The following is an 18,866-nucleotide window of genomic DNA, read 5'->3' as shown; positions in this document are numbered from 1 at the left end:
ATATTTGTTGCATTCAAAACTTGCGTTCAACTTTGAAATCGCAGGTTGATGAATCTCTGACAGACACCTCGGTCAGTCCCCTCTCCCTCCGGGAGAGGGTTAGGGTGAGGGGCTTTTCCCCCTGACACCCTGATAACCTTGAACAAAACGCCAACCGCGAGGACCCATGGCCTTCCCCAGCCGCCACTCTCTCTTGCCCTTCCTCACCTGGCTACCGCGGCAAACCCGCGCCAGCGTAGGACGGGACCTGATCGTCGGCCTCAGTGGTGCGATTCTCGCCTTACCCCAGTCGATTGCCTACGCACTGATCGCCGGTCTGCCACCTGAATACGGCCTCTATGCCGCGATCATCCCGGTGCTGATCGCCTGCCTGTGGGGTTCGTCGTGGCATTTGATCTGCGGCCCGACGGCAGCCATTTCAATCGTACTGTTTGCCAGTGTCAGTCCCTTAGCGGTCCCGGCGTCGCAGGACTACATCACCCTGATCTTGTTGCTGACCTTGCTTGCCGGGATTTTCCAATGGCTGCTCGGCCTGCTGCGCTTCGGTGCGCTGGTGAATTTCATTTCGCATTCAGTGGTGCTGGGGTTCACCCTTGGCGCGGCGGTGGTGATTGCCATCGGGCAGTTGCCGAACCTGATGGGGCTGGAGTTACCGTCCAAAGCTACCGCGCTGGCGAGTCTGATGGACCTGCTGCAACACCTCCGGGCTGTGGATAAACCTTCGTTGGTGCTCGGTGTGACGACGGTGGTTGTCGGGGTGGTGTTGAAACAATTGCTGCCGCGTTGGCCGACGCTGTTGATAACCCTCGCATTGGCCAGTCTGCTGGTATGGCTGTGGCCGGCGATGTTCGGTCATGTGCATCTGGTCAGCGCGTTTGTCGGGCGGTTACCGCCGTTCAGTGCGTTGCCGCTGGATCTGGACCTGATTCTGCGATTGCTGCCGAGTGCCGTTGCGGTGGGCATGCTTGGGCTGGTCACGAGCCTGTCGATTGCCCGGTCGATTTCGGCGCGATCTCAGCAGTTGCTTGATGCCAATCAGGAGGTCCGAGCACAAGGACTTTCCAACATTGTCGGGGCGTTCTTTTCCGGGTCGTTGTCGGCAGGCTCGTTTACGCGCTCGGGATTGAGTTATGAGGCGGGCGCCTGCTCGCCGCTGGCCGGGATTTTTTCGGCGATATGGGTGGCGTTGTTTGCGATTTTCGGCGCGGGGCTGATTTCGCACATTCCGATTCCGGCGATGGCGGGCAGCATTCTTTTGATTGCCTGGGGTCTGGTCGATCATCGTGGGATTCGCGCCTTGCTGCGTGTCAGCCGCGCCGAGTTCGTGGTCATGGCCCTGACCTGTCTGGCGACCTTGTTGCTGGAATTGCAGACGGCGATTTATTCCGGTGTGCTGGCCTCGCTGTTCTTCTACCTCAAGCGCACCTCGCAACCGCGCGTGCAGCATTGGCGCGACGGTGAAGATGATGTGCTGCGGGTCGGCGGCTCGATCTTTTTCGGCGCCAGCCATTATCTGCAAGTGCGCCTGCAACGGATGCATGGCGCGCGGGTGGTGATCGAGGCGCAGCAGATCAACTTCATCGACTATTCAGGGGTGGAGATGCTGCATCAGGAGGCGCGACGCCTGCTGGGCCAGAATCGCAGCCTGACCTTGCGCCGGGCGCGGCCGCAGGTGGTGGAGGAGTTGCGCAAGCTTGAAGGGCCGGAGAAATGCCCGATCCGGTTTGAGGATTGATTGGCGATCGAGGTAATCCTTGTGGGAGCGAGCCTGCTCGCGAAGACTGCGGCACATCCAACATTGATGTGTCAGACAGACCGCTTTCGCGAGCAGGCTCGCTCCCACATGGGTACTTATTGGGCCAGTTGCCGGCGCAGTTCGGCGAGTACTGGCGCGGTGTCCGGGCGTACACCGCGCCACAGGAAGAACGCCTCAGCCGCCTGTTCAGCAAGCATCCCCAACCCATCCATCACCACCGCCGCACCCTGCTCGCTGGCCCAGCGGCAGAACGCGGTCGGTTCCTTGCCATACATCATGTCGTAACACAGGGTTTTACCCGGCTCGATCAGGCTCGGCGCAATCGGCGGCACATCGCCGGTCAGGCTGGCGGACGTCGCGTTGATAATCACGTCGACCGGTTCACGCAACCAGTCGAAACCACTGGCCGACACCGGCCCGAGGTCGCAAAACAGCTCCGCCAGCAATTCAGCCTTGTCCACCGTGCGATTGGCGATGATCACCGACGCCGGTTGTTCCGCCAGCAACGGCTCCAGCGCCCCACGTACTGCACCGCCAGCACCCAGCAGCAAGATGCGTTTGCCGGTCAGGCTGAACCCGGCATTCACCGTCAGATCACGCACTAGTCCGGCGCCGTCGGTGTTGTCACCGAGCAGAGAGCCGTCGGCCTGTTTGCTCAAGGTGTTCACCGCGCCGGCCCGTTGCGCACGAGCCGTCAGGCTGTTGGCCAGACGGTAAGCGTCTTCCTTGAACGGCACGGTGACGTTGGCGCCGCGACCTTCCTGGAAAAACGCCGTGGCGCAACCCGCAAAATCGTCGAGCGGCGCCAGCAGCGTGCTGTAGTCGAGGTGCTGACCCGTCTGTTCGGCGAACAGCTTGTGAATCATCGGCGATTTGCTGTGGCCGATCGGGTTACCGAAAACGACGTAACGATCCATCAGAAATCCTCAGGCTTCGGCTAACCAGTCGCGGTCTTGCAGGAAGTATTCGGTCAAACGCGCTTCTTCGCTGCCAGGCTCGGCCTTCCAGTCGTAGCCCCAGCGCACTTGCGGCGGCAGCGACATCAGGATCGACTCGGTACGCCCGCCCGATTGCAGACCGAACAAGGTGCCACGGTCGTACACCAGGTTGAATTCGACGTAGCGGCCACGGCGGAATTCCTGGAATTCACGCTGCTGCGCGGTGAAGGCATCGTTTTTACGGCGCTGCACGATCGGCAGGTAGGCGTCGATGTACGCGTCGCCGATGGCACGCATGAAGGCGAAGCTGGTGTCGAAGTCCCACTCGTTCAGGTCATCGAAGAACAGACCGCCGATGCCGCGCGGTTCGTGGCGATGCTTGATGTGGAAGTAGGTGTCGCACCAGGCTTTGTAGCGCGGATAAACGTCTGCCCCGAACGGCGCGCAGGCCTGTTCGGCAACACGGTGCCAGTGGATGCAATCTTCTTCATTGCCGTAATACGGAGTCAGGTCGAAGCCGCCGCCGAACCACCAGACGGGCTCTTCACCTTCCTTCTCGGCGATGAAAAAGCGCACGTTGGCGTGGGACGTCGGCACATGCGGGTTGTGCGGGTGGATCACCAGCGACACGCCGAGGGCTTCAAAACCGCGACCGGCCAGTTCCGGGCGATGGGCGCTGGCCGATGGCGGCAGGCCGCTGCCGAAGACGTGGGAAAAGTTGACGCCACCCTTTTCGATCAATGTGCCGTTCTCGATCACGCGGGTGCGTCCGCCACCGCCGGCGGGCCGGGTCCAGGCGTCTTCGACGAAGCGCGTGCCGCCGTCCTCGGTTTCGAGAGCCGCACAGATGCGGTCTTGCAGATCGAGCAGATAGGCCTTTACGGCGTCGGTGCGGGTCGTCATGGCTTCACCTTGAATCGAGCGGCGCCCCGCAGGCGGGCGACGCAAATGGGCGCGTAGCATACCACCGCACAACGACGCGCCGCAGTTGACGAAGATCAAGCATGGGAGTTGGATAGGGGGCTCACAAAAGACCCAAGGAGAGCAGGCAGATGGCAAAGCGTATCCAGTTCCGCGCCCACGGCGGCCCCGAAGTGCTCGAATATGTTGACTACCAACCCGCCGCACCCGGCCCGACTCAGGTGCGCGTGGCCAACAAGGCGATCGGCCTGAACTTCATCGATACCTATTACCGCAGCGGCCTTTACGCGCCGCCAGCCTTGCCGTCTGGCCTGGGGGCTGAAGGTGCGGGCATCGTCGACGCCGTGGGCAGCGACGTCACCCGGTTCAAGGTCGGTGATCGCGTCGCATACGGCAGCGGCCCATTGGGTGCTTACAGCGAATTTCACGTGTTGCCCCAGGACAATCTGGTGCATCTGCCCGACGAAATCAGTTTCGAAACCGCTGCCGGGGTGATGCTCAAAGGCCTGACCGTGCAATATCTGCTGCGCCAGACCTATGAGCTCAAGGGTGGCGAAACCATTCTGTTTCATGCCGCTGCCGGGGGTGTCGGTTCGCTGGCCTGCCAATGGGCCAAGGCACTGGGCGTGAAGCTGATCGGTACCGTCAGTTCCAAAGAGAAAGCTGAACTGGCCAAGGCCAACGGCGCCTGGGCGACGATCGATTACAGCCACGAAAACGTTGCGCAGCGCGTGCTCGAATTGACCGATGGCAAAAAAGTCCCGGTGGTTTATGACGGTGTCGGCAAGGACACTTGGCTGACGTCCCTCGACAGCGTTTCGCCGCGCGGCCTGGTCGTGAGCTTCGGCAATGCCTCCGGTGCGGTAGACGGCGTGAATCTGGGCATTCTGGCCGCCAAGGGTTCGCTCTACGTGACCCGACCGACCCTGGCGACTTATGCCAACAATGCCGAGAACCTGCAGCGGATGGCCGATGAATTGTTCGAGATGATCATCAGCGGCAAGTTGAAGGTGGACATCAGCCAGCGTTACCCACTGGCTGATGCGGCGAAGGCGCAAACTGAACTGTCGGCGCGGCGCACCACCGGTTCCACCGTCCTGCTGCCCTGATAGCTCCCGGCATCCGGCCAGTCAGGGTTTCACAACCATGACTGGCAGGAAGCTTCGGGTGTGTTCAGAACCTCTGTGGATGACACAACAACGGTTTTTGCGCCCCATGACCGACAGTCGTGTGGTCAGGCTGTTGAACCGCTGCAAGGATTTGCCGCCACTCGGCTGACAACACCCAGTAATCACCGCGTGCGCGCTGTTCAATCTGCAAGGGATTGGAGGCAACCGGCATCAGACCGAATCGCTGGTACAGTCGCAGTTGCGATGACCGGCACAACGCAGTAACACCTTGATAGCCCTGTTTTATCGCCCACTCGGCAGCGGCCGCCAGCAAACTGTTGACTGCAATGGGCTGTTGGCTGGGCACCTGCGAGATCAAGCGACTGAGTTCGACATGGCGTGACAACGCCACCGTGGGCGATACATGTTGCCGCGCCAGCGATGCCCACTCGAATGGCGCCGGAGTGGCCCTCAATACCGCCAGCAACTGCTCGTGCCGATACAACAGAAAGTGGGTACTGCGCGACCTTGTCGCCAGTTGCGTTTCGAGCATCCGCGCCCTGGACGTCAGCATGTAGTGCTGCAGCCGAAGCCGAAATTGCCGATCGATAAACCGATCGAACAGCTGAGTATCCGACCCCGCTTCAAGCATCACGATACGACAGCCCTCATGATGACTGTTTAACGTCACCTGAAGCGTCTGCAGGTAATCCGTGAGTTGCAAATCCGTAGTGTCCATTCTTTCTCCGCAGACCTTAACTTATCGAAGTGTTCCGAGTGCAGGGAAAGGATGGTCGCTTTTGGCGATACCGCCACGAAACGCGGTCTGAGAATCAGGTGGGAAAATTCATTTAATTCAGATAGTTGACGATTTTTCCGACACAACAGGAATCATCATTGCAGGATAAATCGCATGCACATGTAGGACTCCTCGCCGTCAAGGCGAGGAGTCTTCACATTACAAATGTTCGAGGCTGGATCAGTCGGGACGAATGACTTTGCCGGTCGCCAGATCACGGATCACACTGGGGTTCTTGCGCCCACCCAGTTGCCCGCCCAGTATCAGATCGATCTGCCCACGGAAATACTGCTCGACACGCAATCGCGTACGCGCCGCCGGGCGGCCCTGCGGGTTGGCAGAGGTCGAAATCAATGGCCCGACCATCGAGCACAGATCGCGCACCTGTGGGTGATCGCTGACCCGCAGCGCCACAGTGTCGTGCACGCCTGTCACCCATTCCGGCAACAAGCCTTGGTGCGGTACCAACCAGGTGTTCGGTCCCGGCCAGGTGCTGGCCATGCGGTCGATCCATTCTTGCGGGAAGTCTTCGAACAGAAAGTCGAACTGGCGAATGTTGTCGGCAACCAGAATCAGACCTTTGACCACCGAACGATTCTTGATCGCCAACAACCGATCCACGGCCTCTTCGTTCCACGGGTCGCAACCCAGCCCCCAGACGGCTTCGGTTGGATAGGCAATCACCGCCCCGGCGCGAATCTCTCGTGCGGCTTGTTGCACACGCCAACTGTTGACCATGAAAAAACTCTCCGCAAACAGGTTTCGCGCAGTTTACCGATCTTCCTTGTAAAACCTAGCGCACGCGCGCAAACCAGCGGCCATTTTCACTCACGGCGCGGCCATCCATTTCCAGTTCGGTGAGGGCCGCCAACACCTTGGGCAACGCCCAGCCGCTGCTGTCGGCCAAACCCTCGCTGGTGTGCGGGGCGGCATGGAGCAGGGTAAGCAACGGGTGATCGACTTTCGCCGTGTCAGTGGATAACGGTAGATGCTGCCAGCCGCGCAGGGCTTCGAGGATGTGTTCAATGGTTTCCACCAGTACCGCGCCATCGCGGATCAATTGGTGGCAGCCGCGCGCGCCGGGGTGATGGATCGAACCGGGAATCGCGTAAACCTCGCGTCCCTGTTCCGCCGCCAGCCGTGCGGTGATCAGCGAACCGCTGGCGACGCTGGCCTCGACCACCAACACGCCAAGGGACAAACCGCTGATGATGCGGTTGCGTCGCGGGAAGTTACTCGCGCTCGGCCCGGCATCCAGCGGGAATTCCGAAAGCACCGCGCTGCCGGACGCAATCATCGCGTCAGCCAAGCGCCGGTTGCGCTGTGGATAAAAGTTTTCCAGCCCCGTGCCGAGCACACCCACAGTCAACCCGCCGACATCCAGCGCAGCCTGATGCGCAGCAGCATCAATACCCAGCGCCAAGCCGCTGGTGATGACAAAACCGGCCCCGGCGAGGCTGCGGGAAAATGCCGCTGCGGTGTCCATTCCCGGACGCGAAGCGCGGCGGCTGCCAACCATCGCCAGCTGCGGTTTTTCCAGAATCTGCGGATCACCGGCCACGAACAACATTGGCGGCGGGTCGGGAATCTGCGCCAACAATGCGGGGTAATCCGGTTGGTCCCACATCAGCAAATGCTGATCGGACCGCTCTAGCCAGCGCATTGCATGGCTGGCGCCATCGCGAACTTCGGGGCAGCGCCGCGCTTCGGCGCACGCCGCCGGTAAACCCAGCGAACGCCAGGCGCTGGCCGGCGCGCTGATGGCTTTGGAGGCCGAGCCAAAGGCTTCCAGCAATTTGGCAAAGCGCTTCGGGCCGACATCCGGCAAGCGGTGCAGGCGCAGGCGCGCTTCCAGTTCCGCCGGGGAAACCGGCGCGGAGGCAGACATCATCATGGATCATCCTTGATCGTTATAAGCCCCGAACCATTCGGAACAAGCTGTGGATAACTCTGTTGGTAACTTGTGAAGCTTGCTTACGGATTTCGCACCTTGTCGAGCACCGCCAGCGAGCGCGATGCGTTGAGAACGAGGCCGTAGCTGAGTTTGTCGTAGGTGCGGAACACCATCAGCAAGCCGGCGCGTTCGTCGGGAATTTTCAGTGGCTGGCCGGTAATGCGGTCACGCACGGTTTCGCCGGTTTTCATCACAACCAGCACATTGCCTTCGGCCAGACCGTCGCGCTTGCCCTTGTTCAGGGTGACCACGTCCATCACGCCGATCTGGGTCACGCCGCGCGGCACATCGATGATCACGCCGTTGATATTGGTGGTGGGTGCGCTGGGCATGAAGGTCGAATTGATCGAGCGCTCTTCGCCGCTGAACAAACGGTCGCCGAGGCGCACTTCCTGGGTGGTGCGTTGCAGGGCAAGGGTGGCAACGTCGCCTTCGGTGGCGACGATTTCACCGCCGCCAATGTCGTCAGCGTTGATTCCGAGGAACTCCTTGGACTGTGGATCGGTGTAAACCTTGCCCTGTCGGAAGATGCCGTAGACCGGTTGATCCGGATCGAAATGGCCGCGAGCGAAAATTCGGTCACCGGTACCGCTGAGCACGCGTTCGGCATCGCCGGCGACGATGTATGGCGCCTCGTCGAAGTCCTCGACCTTGTCGACGATGCGGTTGCTCAGCAGAAAACTGTTGATGGATTTCAGCGGAATGCTCGGAATCGCCTCGGCCACCGGGCTGGTGCGGATCCGTGGCGAGAGTTTGATGGTACCGCGCGACTCGCCGCGACTGACGGTTAGACGTGGCTGGCCATCGACATAACTGAGGGTGAGCGTGTCGCCGGGATAGATCAGGTTGGGGTTTTCGATTTGCGGATTGACCCGCCACAGTTGTGGCCACTGCCAAGGCTCGCGCAGGTATTTGCCGGAAATGTCCCAGAGCGTGTCCCCCGAAACCACCGTGTATTGCTGTGGAAAACCATCCCTGAGTTGCACTTGCCCTTGCGCCACGCCGGCCGAAGCCAACAGCAGCAGGGCGAGTAGTGTTTTCCTCATGCAGTGAATCCCTTTATCATGTGCATTCGCGTGAACCGTCAGAGCCCCCGTGGCTCGCTTGTGCAAAATGCACAAGCTACGCTTCACAACGGTAGCCTGCATCTTCGGACCTGCCAGGCCATCGCCCGACTTTACTCAACGTGTGCAGCAATCAAAGCCTATGGCCATTTTAAACATCCTCGAATTCCCGGACCCGCGTCTGCGCACTATCGCCAAGCCTGTGGCTGTAGTGGACGACGAAGTGCGTCAGTTGGTCGATGACATGTTTGAAACAATGTATGAAGCGCCGGGCATCGGCCTTGCCGCGACCCAGGTCAACGTGCACAAACGTATCGTCGTGATGGACCTTTCCGAAGACCGCACCGAACCGCGGGTGTTCATCAACCCCGAGTTCGAATCGCTGACCGACGAAATGGACCAATACCAGGAAGGCTGCCTGTCGGTACCGGGTTTCTACGAAAACGTCGACCGCCCGCAAAAGGTCAGGATCAAGGCGCTGGACCGCGACGGCAAGCCTTATGAGCTGATCGCCGAAGGCCTGCTCGCCGTGTGCATCCAGCACGAATGCGACCACCTCAACGGCAAATTGTTCGTCGATTACCTGTCCACGCTCAAACGCGACCGGATCAAGAAGAAACTGGAAAAGCAGCACCGCCAGAACGCTTGATGCCCCTCCTTCAAAGGCTTGCTGCGGCAAGCCTTTTTCTTTTTATGAGACGCCCTTCATGACTGAGCCACTGCGCATCGTTTTTGCCGGCACCCCGGAATTCGCCGCCGAACACCTCAAGGCCCTGCTGAACAGCCCTTACGAGATCGTTGCGGTCTACACCCAACCGGATCGTCCGGCCGGGCGCGGGCAAAAATTGATGCCGAGCCCGGTCAAACAGCTCGCCCTGGAAAATAATATCCAGGTGTTGCAGCCGCCGACTTTGCGCAACGCCGATGCCCAGGCTGAACTGGCCGCGCTGAAACCGGACTTGCTGGTGGTGGTCGCCTACGGCCTGATCCTGCCGCAAGTGGTGCTGGATATTCCGCGCCTGGGCTGCATCAACAGCCATGCCTCGTTGCTGCCACGCTGGCGCGGTGCGGCGCCGATTCAACGCGCCGTGGAACACGGTGATGCGGAAAGCGGCGTGACCGTGATGCGCATGGAGGCCGGCCTCGACACCGGGCCGATGCTGCTCAAGGTCGTCACCCCGATCACTGGCGAAGACACTGGCGGCTCCTTGCATGATCGTCTCGCCGAGATGGGTCCGCCGGCCGTGGTGCAGGCGATTGCCGGTCTGGCTGCTGGCACGCTGGAAGGCGAAGTGCAGAACGACGAACTCGCCACCTACGCGCACAAGCTGAACAAAGACGAAGCACGCATCGACTGGAGCCGTCCCGCGGTTGAGCTGGAACGCTTGGTTCGCGCCTTCAACCCATGGCCGATCACCCACAGCACCCTCAACGGTGAAGCGCTGAAAGTCCTGGCGGCAACACTTGCTGAGGGCAAAGGCGCACCCGGTGAAATCCTCGGCGCCAGCAAGGACGGCCTGATCGTCGCCTGCGGCGAACAAGCGCTGTGCCTGACCCGTCTGCAATTGCCCGGCGGCAAAGCGTTGAACTTCAGCGACCTGTTCAACAGCCGCCGTGAGAAATTTGCCGTCGGCACCGTGCTCGGCGCAGCGGTGGACGCACAATGAATCCGCGTCTGGCCGCCGCCAAGGCACTCGCCGCCGTGCTCAGCGGCAAAGCCTCACTGAACAGCTCCCTGCCGACGCAACTGGACAAGGTTGAAGATCGCGATCGCGGTTTCACTCAGGACCTGGCCTTCGGTACCGCGCGCTGGCAGCCACGCCTGTCGGCGCTGGCCGAGAAGCTGCTGCAGAAACCGTTCAAGGCTGCCGACGCCGATGTCGAAGCGCTGCTGCTGGTCGGTCTCTACCAACTGCTCTACACCCGCGTCCCGGCCCACGCCGCCATCGGCGAAACCGTCGGTTGCGCCGACAAGCTGAAAAAGCCGTGGGCCAAAGGCCTGCTCAACGCCGTTTTGCGCAACGCCCAGCGCGAGAGCGAAACGATTTTCGCCGAGCTGGAACGTGATCCGGTGGTGCGCACTGCTCACCCGCGCTGGCTGCAAAAATCCCTGAAGGCGTTCTGGCCGGAACAGTGGGAAGCCATCTGCGAGGCGAACAACGCGCATCCGCCGATGATCCTGCGGGTCAACCGCCGTCATCACAGCCGCGATGCTTACCTCGGTTTGTTGACTGAGGCCGGGATTGCGGCGACGCCATGCGTTTACAGTCGCGACGGCATCATTCTCGAAGCGGCTGCCGACGTGCGCAGCCTGCCGGGTTTTGCCGAAGGCTGGATCAGCGTGCAGGACGAAGCCGCGCAACTGGCCGCCGACCTGCTCGATCTGGCACCGGGCCAACGTGTGCTCGACGCTTGCTGCGCGCCCGGCGGCAAGACTTGCCACATCCTCGAAGCCGAACCGGCATTGGCCGGCGTGGTCGCGGTGGATCTGGAAGCCAAGCGTCTGGTGCGAGTGAAAGAAAACCTCGAACGCCTTGGTCTGAATGCCGAACTGATCGCCGCCGACGGTCGCGACACCGAGAAATGGTGGGAGGGCAAACCGTTCCAGCGCATCCTGCTCGACGCCCCGTGCTCGGCCACTGGGGTGATTCGCCGCCATCCGGACATCAAGCTGACCCGTCAGCCGGACGACATCGTCGCCCTCGCGCAATTGCAAGGCGAGCTGCTCGACGCCATGTGGAAAACCCTCGAAGTCGGCGGCATCCTGCTCTACGCCACCTGCTCAACGCTGCCGACTGAAAACACCGAAGTCATCGCTGCGTTCCTCGAGCGCACCCCCGGTGCCCGCGAACTGGATCTGGCCACCACGGCCGGAATCAAACAGCCCCATGGTCGCCAATTGCTGGCCCAGCAGGGCGGGCATGACGGGTTCTACTACGCCAAGCTGATCAAGATCGCTGCCGCGCGCGGCTAAACGGATTCAACGGAGTGACTGGATGAAAATCATCATCCTCGGTGCGGGACAGGTCGGCGGTTCGCTGGCCGAGCATTTGGCCAGCGAGGCCAACGACATTACGGTGGTCGATACCGACGGCGAGCGCCTGCGCGACCTCGGCGACCGCCTCGACATCCGCACCGTGCAGGGCCGTGGCTCGCTGCCATCGGTGCTGCGTCAGGCCGGCGCCGACGACGCCGATATGCTGGTGGCAGTGACCAACAGCGACGAGACCAACATGGTCGCCTGCCAGGTCGCCCACACCCTGTTCCACACCCCGACCAAAATCGCCCGGGTGCGCGAAGCGTCCTACCTCAATCGTGAGGAGCAACTGTTCCAGAACGAAGCGATTCCGGTCGACGTGTTGATCAGCCCTGAGCAAGTGGTGACCAACTACATCAAGCGCCTGATTCAGCATCCGGGCGCCTTGCAGGTGATCGACTTCGCCGAAGGCGCGGCGCAACTGGTGGCGGTGCGCGCCTATTACGGCGGGCCGCTGGTGGGCCAGCAACTGCGCCAGTTGCGTGAACACATGCCGAACGTCGAGACCCGCGTGGCAGCGATTTTCCGCCGTGATCGGCCGATCCTGCCCCAAGGCGACACGGTGATCGAGGCCGATGACGAAGTCTTCTTCATCGCTGCCCGTGAGAATATTCGCGCAGTGATGAGCGAAATGCGCCGCCTCGACGAAACCTACAAGCGCATCGTCATTGCCGGCGGCGGGCAGATCGGCGAGCGTCTGGCCGAGGCCATCGAAAGCCGTTATCAGGTGAAGATCATCGAGATGAGCCCGGCGCGCTGCCGTTACCTCTCCGATACGCTCGACAGCACCGTGGTGTTGCAGGGCAGCGCTTCGGACCGTGATTTGCTGCTGGAAGAGAACATCGCCGACGCCGACATTTTCCTCGCGCTGACTAACGATGACGAAGCCAACATCATGTCTTCGCTGCTGGCCAAACGGCTGGGGGCGAAAAAGGTCATGACGATCATCAACAACCCGGCCTACGTTGATCTGATTCAGGGCGGCGATATCGACATCGCCATCAGCCCGCAACTGGCGACCATCGGCACGCTGCTGGCGCACGTGCGGCGTGGCGATATCGTCAGCGTGCACTCATTGCGTCGCGGTGCGGCAGAAGCGATCGAGGCGATTGCCCACGGTGATGCGAAGTCGAGCAAGGTCATCGGCAAACCGATCGAGAAGATCGGCCTGCCGCCGGGTACCACGATTGGTGCGGTGATCCGCAATGAACAAGTGATCATTGCCCACGACGACACGGTGATCGAAGCGGGCGACCATGTGATTCTCTTCCTTGTGGATAAAAAGCATATTCGCGATGTGGAGAAGCTGTTTCATGTGGGGTTGAGCTTCTTCTGAGGTTTGCGCTGACGGGACTGGCCCCTTCGCGAGCAGGCTCGCTCCCACTTTTGGAATGCGTTTCCCCTGTGGGAGCGAGCCTGCTCGCGAAGGCGGCCTCAATAAACCCATCAACACCTGATACTCCCAAGAAAGGAACCCACCGATGCTCGAATCCCTGGAAAAAATGCTCGCCAAGGGTGTGGATAACTCCTTGCTGCGCTTCGGCCTGGGCAAGGGCTATCTGGATCTGGGTGAAAACGCCAAGGCTGCCGAGCATTTCCAGCGCTGCGTCGACTTCGATCCGAAGTATTCGGCAGCCTGGAAACTGCTGGGTAAGGCACATCTGGCACTGGGCGATCGCGCCGCCGCACGTCAGGCGTGGGAAAAAGGCCTGGAAGCAGCCCGCGCCCATGGCGACAAGCAGGCCGAAAAGGAAATGACGGTGTTTCTGAAGAAGCTCGATCGTCAGGCGCAATAAGTCAAAGGTAGCGAAGACCGATACCGTCGGCATCCACTGTCACCACTTCCATGCGCACCCGTGGCGCACCTGTGGGTAGCCCCTGCACCTGGCCGTAAACCACTGCACCTTTGGGTAAAGAAGCCAAAACCGGATGTTGCACAAACACCCCGGTGGGCGACAGGTTTCGCGTCTGCCCCAGGCATTCGCCAAAGCTGTCGTGGGTGATCTTGATGCGGAAGGATTTACGTTGTTCGGACATCTTGTTGCGCCCTTTGATGAACGGTTGTGGATAACCTCGCCAGTGAGGTTATCCACAGATCATGCCAATCAGCTCAATACCAGCGCTCTTCGCCCGGCGGACGCTTTTTGAAGCGCTTCATGCTCCACATGTACTGGCTTGGGTAAGCGGCTACGTAGCGCTCGACCACTTTGCTCATGGCGGCGCAGGACTCGGCGGTATCGGTGCTGTACATGGCTTCGGGCGCGGCTTCGAGGATGACTTTGTAGCCCGAACCGTCAGGCAGGCGCAGCGCGTGCAGGAACACGCCTACGGCTTTGCCACCGGCCAACATGTTCGGTACGAATTTGCTGGTCAGCGCTTGAGTGGCGAAGAACGGCACGAAGATCCCGGCGGATTCGGCCGGTTCCGGGTCAGCAGGAATGCCCACTGCACCACCCTTGCGCACTTCCTTGATCACGCTGAGGATGCCTTCCTTGGTGGAAGCAGCGACCTTGTTGCCCAGTTGCACGCGTTGTTTGCGCAGCAATTCGTCCACAGCCTTGAGCTTCGGCGGACGGTAGAAAATGATCGGTTTGCACTGGCTGCAATAGAAGTGGTTGAGCACTTCCCAGTTGCCGAGGTGACTGGTGATGCCGACCACACCTTTGCCCGAGGCCAGCGCATCCTTGAGAACATCGAGACCTTCGACTTCGCGCACCAGATCGATCGAACGCTGCGCCGGCCAGATCCACGCGCAGGCACTTTCGGTCAGCGACTTGCCGATGTCCTTCAGACTTTGCCCGACCAGACGCTCACGTTCGGCCGCATCCATCTGTGGAAAACATTTGGCGAGGTTGATCCGCACCACGTCGCGGGAGCGGTTGGGGGTTTTCCACATGATCCAGCCGATCGCCGAACCCACGGCCTGCACGGCCCGCCATGGCAGCAGGGCAAACAGCCGCAGAGCGCCTACCAGCAAGGCGCCTTTAAACTTTTCCACAGGTCACTCCTGATCTTGTGCGGTGCGCGAGGCGGCCATTCTAACCGCCGTTGGCGAGCTGCGCGTAGCGGTCGCAGTCCTGGGTGTGATCCATGACCATGCCCGAGGCCTGCATCAGCGCGTAGCAAATGGTCGGTCCGACAAACGTGAACCCGGCCTTTTTCAGGCCTTTGCTCATCGCCAGCGCTTCGGGGGTGATCGCCGGGACTTCGCTGCGATCCTTGAAATGATTGATGATCGGTTGGTCACCAACGAACGACCAGAGGAACGCCACCGGATCCTCCAGCGCCAGCCAGGCCTGGGCATTACGCCGGGCGGCGTTGAGTTTGAGGCGGTTGCGGATGATCCCCGGGTCGAGCATCAACTCGTCGATTTCGGCGTCGCTCATCTGCGCCACCCGCTGCACATCGAAGCCGAACAACACCTCGCGATAACGCTCGCGTTTGCGCAGCACGGTGATCCACGACAGCCCGGCCTGGAACCCTTCGAGCAAAAGCAACTCGAACAAACCCTGCGCATCGCGTAGCGGCGTGCCCCACTCCTGGTCGTGATAAGCCATGTACAGCGGATCTTCGGTACACCAAAAGCAGCGTGGCATAAGGCTCCAGGGGGCGTGCGCAGCAATGAATCGGGTATACTCCCGCTCTTTAAATCGCAGCCCAAGAAACAGGTGAATTTCGTGAGCCAGCCTACGCCAGCCGTGCGTACCTTCCAAGACTTGATCCTCGCGCTCCAGCAATACTGGGCCGAGCAAGGTTGCGTGGTACTTCAGCCCTACGATATGGAAGTAGGCGCCGGCACTTTCCACACCGCGACCTTCCTCCGCGCCATCGGCCCGGAAACCTGGAACGCCGCCTACGTGCAGCCAAGCCGCCGTCCGACTGACGGCCGTTACGGCGAAAACCCGAACCGTCTGCAGCACTACTATCAGTTCCAGGTCGTCCTGAAACCGAACCCGGACAACTTCCAGGAACTGTACCTGGGCTCGCTCAAGCATGTCGGCCTCGACCCACTGGTCCACGACATTCGCTTCGTCGAAGACAACTGGGAATCGCCGACCCTCGGCGCCTGGGGTCTGGGCTGGGAAGTCTGGCTGAACGGTATGGAAGTGACTCAGTTCACTTACTTCCAGCAGGCGGGCGGCATCGAGTGCTACCCGGTGACCGGCGAGATCACTTACGGTCTCGAGCGTCTGGCCATGTATCTGCAAGGCGTGGACTCGGTCTACGATCTGGTCTGGGCTGACGGCCCGATGGGCAAAGTCACCTACGGCGACGTGTTCCACCAGAACGAAGTGGAGCAGTCCACCTATAACTTCGAACACGCCAACGTCGACAAACTGTTCGAACTGTTCGACTTCTATGAAGGCGAAGCCAAGCGTCTGATCGAGCTCGACCAGCCGCTGCCGTTGCCAAGCTACGAAATGGTGTTGAAGGCGTCGCACACCTTCAACCTGCTGGATGCACGCCGGGCGATCTCGGTGACCGCGCGTCAGCAATACATTCTGCGCGTACGCACCCTGGCGCGTTCCGTTGCGCAAGCCTACCTGCTGGCACGCGCCAAGCTGGGCTTCCCGATGGCGACCCCGGACCTGCGTGACGAAGTACTGGCCAAGCTGGAGGCAGCACAATGAGTGCGCAAGATTTTCTGGTTGAACTGGGCACCGAAGAACTGCCACCGAAAGCCCTGAACACCTTGGCTGAGGCATTCCTCGCCGGTATCGACAAGGGCCTGCAAGCTGCCGGCCTGAGCTACGAGACCAAAACCGTCTACGCCGCGCCGCGTCGTCTGGCTGTGCTGATCACCGCGCTGGCCACTCAACAGCCGGATCGCAGCATCAACCTCGACGGCCCGCCACGTCAGGCGGCGTTCGACGCTGACGGCAACCCGACTCAGGCAGCACTGGGCTTTGCCAAGAAGTGCGGCGTCGATCTGAGCGAAATCGATCAGAGCGGCCCGAAACTGCGTTACAGCCAGAGCATCGCCGGCAAGCCGACCGCAAGCCTGCTGCCGACCATCGTCGAAGATTCGCTGAACGACCTGCCAATCCCGAAACGCATGCGTTGGGGTGCGCGCAAGGAAGAGTTCGTGCGTCCGACCCAATGGCTGGTGATGCTGCTCGGTGACCAGGTCATCGACTGCACCATCCTCGCGCAGAAGGCTGGCCGTGATTCCCGTGGTCACCGTTTCCACCACCCGCAAAGCGTGCGCATCGGTTCGCCGTCGAGCTACCTCGCTGACCTGCGTGCCGCCTATGTATTGGCCGACGCCAACGAGCGTCGCGAGATCATCAGCAAGCGCACCGAAGAGCTGGCCACCCGTCAGGAAGGCACGGCAATCGTTCCGCCGGCACTGCTCGACGAAGTGACCGCGCTGGTTGAATGGCCGGTGCCGCTGGTGTGCTCGTTCGAGGAACGCTTCCTCGACGTGCCGCAAGAAGCGCTGATCACCACCATGCAGGACAACCAGAAGTACTTCTGCCTGCTGGATGCCGACGGCAAGTTGCTGCCACGTTTCATCACCGTGGCCAACATCGAAAGCAAAGATCCACAGCAGATCATCGCCGGTAACGAGAAAGTGGTTCGCCCACGTCTGACCGACGCCGAGTTCTTCTTCAAGCAAGACAAGAAGCAGAAGCTCGAAGCTTTCAATGATCGCCTGAAGAACGTGGTGTTCCAGGAAAAACTTGGCAGCGTCTACGACAAGGCCGAGCGCGTTTCCAAGCTGGCTGCGTACATCGCCGCACGCATTGGCGGCAACGCTTCGTGGGCTGCTCGCGCTGGCCTGCTGTCGAAGTGCGACCTGGCCACCGAAATGGTCGGCGAGTTCCCGGAGATGCAAGGTGTCGCCGGTTACTACTACGCCCTCAATGATGGCGAGCCGGAAGACGTCGCGCTGGCGCTCAACGAGCAGTACATGCCACGCGGTGCCGGTGCTGAACTGCCGGCGACCCTGACCGGCGCGGCCGTTGCAATCGCTGACAAGCTCGACACCCTGGTCGGTATCTTCGGTATCGGCATGCTGCCAACCGGCAGCAAAGACCCGTATGCCCTGCGCCGTGCGGCACTCGGCGTGCTGCGTATCCTCATCGAGAAAAAACTCGACCTCGACCTGAATGACGCCGTGGCTTTCGCCGTGACCGCGTTCGGTGCCAAGGTCAAGGCTGCCGGCCTCAACGAGTCCGTGCTGGAATTCATCTTCGACCGTTTGCGTGCGCGCTACGAAGACGAAGGCGTTGAAGTGGCCACTTACCTCTCGGTACGTGCGCTGAAGCCGGGTTCGGCGTTGGACTTCGACCAGCGAGTGCAAGCGGTGCAAGCCTTCCGCAAACTGCCGGAAGCGGCAGCGCTGGCGGCGGTGAACAAGCGTGTATCGAACCTGTTGAGCAAACTCGAAGGCGCGGTACCAACCGAGGTGCAAGCCAAGTACTTCGACAACGCCAACGAGTTCTCGCTGTACTCGGCGATCCAGCAAGCGGATCAAGCGGTACAGCCGATGGCCGCGGCGCGTCAGTACAACGAGTCGCTGGCACGCCTGGCGGCATTGCGTGAGCCGGTGGATGCGTTCTTCGACGCAGTGATGGTCAATGCCGACGACGCCAATGTGCGGGCCAACCGTTACGCGCTGCTGGCGCGTCTGCGCGGTCTGTTCCTCGGCGTTGCCGACATTTCGCTGCTGGGTTGAGGGATTGCTGTTGAAACTGCTGATTCTCGATCGGGACGGAGTGATCAATTACGACTCCGACGCTTACATCAAGTCGGTGGCGGAGTGGATTCCGTTGCCCGGCTCGATCGAAGCGATTGCGCAGTTGAGCAAGGCCGGCTGGACGGTGGCGGTGGCCACCAACCAGTCGGGCATTGCTCGCGGCTATTACGACCTCGCCACCCTCGATGCCATGCACGCGCGCCTGCGCGAGCTGGTCGCGGAACAGGGCGGTGAAGTCGGGCTGATCGTGTATTGCCCGCATGGCCCGGACGAAGGCTGCGATTGCCGCAAGCCGAAACCGGGGATGTTGAAAACCATCGCGGCGCATTACGACGTGAAGTTGGCGAATGTCTGGTTCGTTGGCGATAGCCTTGGTGACCTGGAGGCCGCCAAAGCCGTCGATTCACAGCCAGTTTTGGTAAAGACCGGAAAAGGCGCAAAGACTCAGGGCAAAACCCTGCCGGTTGGCACTCTGATTTTTGACGATCTGGCGGCGATTGCCGCAGAACTTATCCACAACTAGAGTACTTCTGAAGTTCCTGACCAGGGATTGATCGGGAGTGCGCTTGAACACTCGGGCATTGC

General features: G+C 60.9%; 19 protein-coding genes. 10 read left to right on the top strand and 9 right to left on the bottom strand.

Features of this window, described 5'->3' with window-relative positions:
* Window positions 1–166: 166 nt before the first annotated feature.
* Window positions 167–1,735, top strand: a complete 1,569-nt coding sequence (locus tag ACRRSD_RS15530; protein ID WP_435034198.1) for a SulP family inorganic anion transporter — start codon at window positions 167–169, stop codon at window positions 1,733–1,735.
* A 116-nt stretch (window positions 1,736–1,851) separates the two neighbouring features.
* Here ACRRSD_RS15530 and aroE read toward each other — a convergent pair whose 3' ends face one another.
* Entirely contained in the window at window positions 1,852–2,673 is an 822-nt protein-coding gene (aroE, locus tag ACRRSD_RS15525) for a shikimate dehydrogenase (protein ID WP_435034197.1), read from the bottom strand.
* Between the two features lie 9 nt (window positions 2,674–2,682).
* Window positions 2,683–3,597 (bottom strand): oxygen-dependent coproporphyrinogen oxidase, encoded by a 915-nt coding sequence (hemF, locus tag ACRRSD_RS15520; RefSeq protein WP_435034196.1) that lies wholly within the window; start codon window positions 3,595–3,597, stop codon window positions 2,683–2,685.
* 149 nt (window positions 3,598–3,746) lie between these two features.
* On the opposite strand from hemF, the gene ACRRSD_RS15515 reads away from it, so the two are divergent.
* Window positions 3,747–4,724, top strand: a complete 978-nt coding sequence (locus tag ACRRSD_RS15515; protein WP_435034195.1) for an NADPH:quinone reductase — start codon at window positions 3,747–3,749, stop codon at window positions 4,722–4,724.
* Between the two features lie 64 nt (window positions 4,725–4,788).
* On the opposite strand, the gene ACRRSD_RS15510 is transcribed toward ACRRSD_RS15515, so the two are convergent.
* The 4 genes from ACRRSD_RS15510 to ACRRSD_RS15495 all read right to left on the bottom strand — a co-directional run bounded on the left by ACRRSD_RS15510 (window position 4,789) and on the right by ACRRSD_RS15495 (window position 8,523).
* Complete coding sequence (locus ACRRSD_RS15510; protein WP_435034194.1) at window positions 4,789–5,463, bottom strand: hypothetical protein; 675 nt, start codon at window positions 5,461–5,463, stop codon at window positions 4,789–4,791.
* Window positions 5,464–5,703: 240 nt separating this feature from the next.
* Window positions 5,704–6,261, bottom strand: a complete 558-nt coding sequence (locus ACRRSD_RS15505) for an L-threonylcarbamoyladenylate synthase (RefSeq protein WP_038359601.1) — start codon at window positions 6,259–6,261, stop codon at window positions 5,704–5,706.
* 55 nt (window positions 6,262–6,316) lie between these two features.
* A complete protein-coding gene (dprA, locus tag ACRRSD_RS15500; protein ID WP_435034193.1) occupies window positions 6,317–7,417 on the bottom strand; it encodes a DNA-processing protein DprA in 1,101 nt (366 codons plus the stop codon).
* Window positions 7,418–7,497: 80 nt separating this feature from the next.
* Entirely contained in the window at window positions 7,498–8,523 is a 1,026-nt protein-coding gene (locus ACRRSD_RS15495) for a LysM peptidoglycan-binding domain-containing protein (RefSeq protein WP_435034192.1), read from the bottom strand.
* Between the two features lie 160 nt (window positions 8,524–8,683).
* On the opposite strand from ACRRSD_RS15495, the gene def reads away from it, so the two are divergent.
* The 5 genes from def to ACRRSD_RS15470 all read left to right on the top strand — a co-directional run bounded on the left by def (window position 8,684) and on the right by ACRRSD_RS15470 (window position 13,374).
* Window positions 8,684–9,190, top strand: a complete 507-nt coding sequence (def, locus tag ACRRSD_RS15490) for a peptide deformylase (RefSeq protein ID WP_034152204.1) — start codon at window positions 8,684–8,686, stop codon at window positions 9,188–9,190.
* 58 nt (window positions 9,191–9,248) lie between these two features.
* On the top strand, window positions 9,249–10,208 hold the full coding sequence (gene fmt / locus ACRRSD_RS15485; RefSeq protein ID WP_435034191.1) for a methionyl-tRNA formyltransferase: 960 nt from the start codon (window positions 9,249–9,251) through the stop codon (window positions 10,206–10,208).
* On the top strand, window positions 10,205–11,515 hold the full coding sequence (gene rsmB / locus ACRRSD_RS15480) for a 16S rRNA (cytosine(967)-C(5))-methyltransferase RsmB (RefSeq protein WP_435034190.1): 1,311 nt from the start codon (window positions 10,205–10,207) through the stop codon (window positions 11,513–11,515). Before fmt ends, rsmB begins: the two co-directional genes overlap by 4 nt.
* 22 nt (window positions 11,516–11,537) lie before the next feature.
* Window positions 11,538–12,914 (top strand): Trk system potassium transporter TrkA, encoded by a 1,377-nt coding sequence (gene trkA / locus ACRRSD_RS15475; protein ID WP_007911861.1) that lies wholly within the window; start codon window positions 11,538–11,540, stop codon window positions 12,912–12,914.
* A 145-nt stretch (window positions 12,915–13,059) separates the two neighbouring features.
* Complete coding sequence (locus ACRRSD_RS15470; RefSeq protein ID WP_435034189.1) at window positions 13,060–13,374, top strand: tetratricopeptide repeat protein; 315 nt, start codon at window positions 13,060–13,062, stop codon at window positions 13,372–13,374.
* Window position 13,375: 1 nt separating this feature from the next.
* Here the strand turns inward: ACRRSD_RS15470 and ACRRSD_RS15465 are convergent, their stop codons facing one another.
* From ACRRSD_RS15465 to ACRRSD_RS15455, 3 genes are all read right to left on the bottom strand, one after another.
* Window positions 13,376–13,615: a PilZ domain-containing protein gene (locus ACRRSD_RS15465; RefSeq protein WP_105704752.1), complete on the bottom strand. Its 240-nt coding sequence runs from the start codon at window positions 13,613–13,615 to the stop codon at window positions 13,376–13,378.
* A 73-nt stretch (window positions 13,616–13,688) separates the two neighbouring features.
* Window positions 13,689–14,576 (bottom strand): lysophospholipid acyltransferase, encoded by an 888-nt coding sequence (locus tag ACRRSD_RS15460; RefSeq protein ID WP_034152198.1) that lies wholly within the window; start codon window positions 14,574–14,576, stop codon window positions 13,689–13,691.
* 40 nt (window positions 14,577–14,616) lie between these two features.
* Window positions 14,617–15,174, bottom strand: coding sequence for a DNA-3-methyladenine glycosylase I (locus ACRRSD_RS15455; RefSeq protein ID WP_034152197.1), 558 nt, complete (start codon window positions 15,172–15,174; stop codon window positions 14,617–14,619).
* Between the two features lie 81 nt (window positions 15,175–15,255).
* Between ACRRSD_RS15455 and glyQ the strand changes: the two genes are divergently transcribed.
* From glyQ to gmhB, 3 genes are read left to right on the top strand one after another with little or no spacing between them, the layout of a single operon-like run.
* Window positions 15,256–16,209 carry a glycine--tRNA ligase subunit alpha gene (gene glyQ / locus ACRRSD_RS15450; RefSeq protein ID WP_034152298.1) on the top strand — a complete coding sequence of 318 codons (954 nt, stop codon included), beginning with the start codon at window positions 15,256–15,258 and terminating at the stop codon, window positions 16,207–16,209.
* Window positions 16,206–18,260, top strand: coding sequence for a glycine--tRNA ligase subunit beta (gene glyS, locus ACRRSD_RS15445; RefSeq protein ID WP_435034188.1), 2,055 nt, complete (start codon window positions 16,206–16,208; stop codon window positions 18,258–18,260). Before glyQ ends, glyS begins: the two co-directional genes overlap by 4 nt.
* A 4-nt stretch (window positions 18,261–18,264) precedes the next feature.
* Window positions 18,265–18,804: a D-glycero-beta-D-manno-heptose 1,7-bisphosphate 7-phosphatase gene (gmhB, locus tag ACRRSD_RS15440; protein ID WP_435034187.1), complete on the top strand. Its 540-nt coding sequence runs from the start codon at window positions 18,265–18,267 to the stop codon at window positions 18,802–18,804.
* Window positions 18,805–18,866: the final 62 nt, after the last annotated feature.

Origin of the sequence: Pseudomonas neuropathica (assembly GCF_051174785.1) — a bacterium.
Classification (GTDB): Bacteria; Pseudomonadota; Gammaproteobacteria; order Pseudomonadales; family Pseudomonadaceae; genus Aquipseudomonas; species Aquipseudomonas neuropathica_A.
The sequence above is the reverse complement of the archived record's forward strand: the minus strand, read 5'-3'. Positions and strand labels throughout refer to the sequence as shown.

Bases quoted from the DNA above. Each gene is read 5' to 3' on its own strand.
- ACRRSD_RS15470 (WP_435034189.1), top strand. From the start codon at position 13,060: ATGCTCGAATCCCTGGAAAAAATGCTCGCCAAGGGTGTGGATAACTCC.
- ACRRSD_RS15510 (WP_435034194.1), bottom strand. From the start codon at position 5,463: ATGGACACTACGGATTTGCAACTCACGGATTACCTGCAGACGCTTCAG.
- def (WP_034152204.1), top strand. From the start codon at position 8,684: ATGGCCATTTTAAACATCCTCGAATTCCCGGACCCGCGTCTGCGCACT.
- aroE (WP_435034197.1), bottom strand. From the start codon at position 2,673: ATGGATCGTTACGTCGTTTTCGGTAACCCGATCGGCCACAGCAAATCG.
- trkA (WP_007911861.1), top strand. From the start codon at position 11,538: ATGAAAATCATCATCCTCGGTGCGGGACAGGTCGGCGGTTCGCTGGCC.
- ACRRSD_RS15505 (WP_038359601.1), bottom strand. From the start codon at position 6,261: ATGGTCAACAGTTGGCGTGTGCAACAAGCCGCACGAGAGATTCGCGCC.
- dprA (WP_435034193.1), bottom strand. From the start codon at position 7,417: ATGATGATGTCTGCCTCCGCGCCGGTTTCCCCGGCGGAACTGGAAGCG.
- ACRRSD_RS15455 (WP_034152197.1), bottom strand. From the start codon at position 15,174: ATGCCACGCTGCTTTTGGTGTACCGAAGATCCGCTGTACATGGCTTAT.
- ACRRSD_RS15530 (WP_435034198.1), top strand. From the start codon at position 167: ATGGCCTTCCCCAGCCGCCACTCTCTCTTGCCCTTCCTCACCTGGCTA.
- glyS (WP_435034188.1), top strand. From the start codon at position 16,206: ATGAGTGCGCAAGATTTTCTGGTTGAACTGGGCACCGAAGAACTGCCA.
- ACRRSD_RS15515 (WP_435034195.1), top strand. From the start codon at position 3,747: ATGGCAAAGCGTATCCAGTTCCGCGCCCACGGCGGCCCCGAAGTGCTC.
- rsmB (WP_435034190.1), top strand. From the start codon at position 10,205: ATGAATCCGCGTCTGGCCGCCGCCAAGGCACTCGCCGCCGTGCTCAGC.
- fmt (WP_435034191.1), top strand. From the start codon at position 9,249: ATGACTGAGCCACTGCGCATCGTTTTTGCCGGCACCCCGGAATTCGCC.
- ACRRSD_RS15465 (WP_105704752.1), bottom strand. From the start codon at position 13,615: ATGTCCGAACAACGTAAATCCTTCCGCATCAAGATCACCCACGACAGC.
- ACRRSD_RS15495 (WP_435034192.1), bottom strand. From the start codon at position 8,523: ATGAGGAAAACACTACTCGCCCTGCTGCTGTTGGCTTCGGCCGGCGTG.
- hemF (WP_435034196.1), bottom strand. From the start codon at position 3,597: ATGACGACCCGCACCGACGCCGTAAAGGCCTATCTGCTCGATCTGCAA.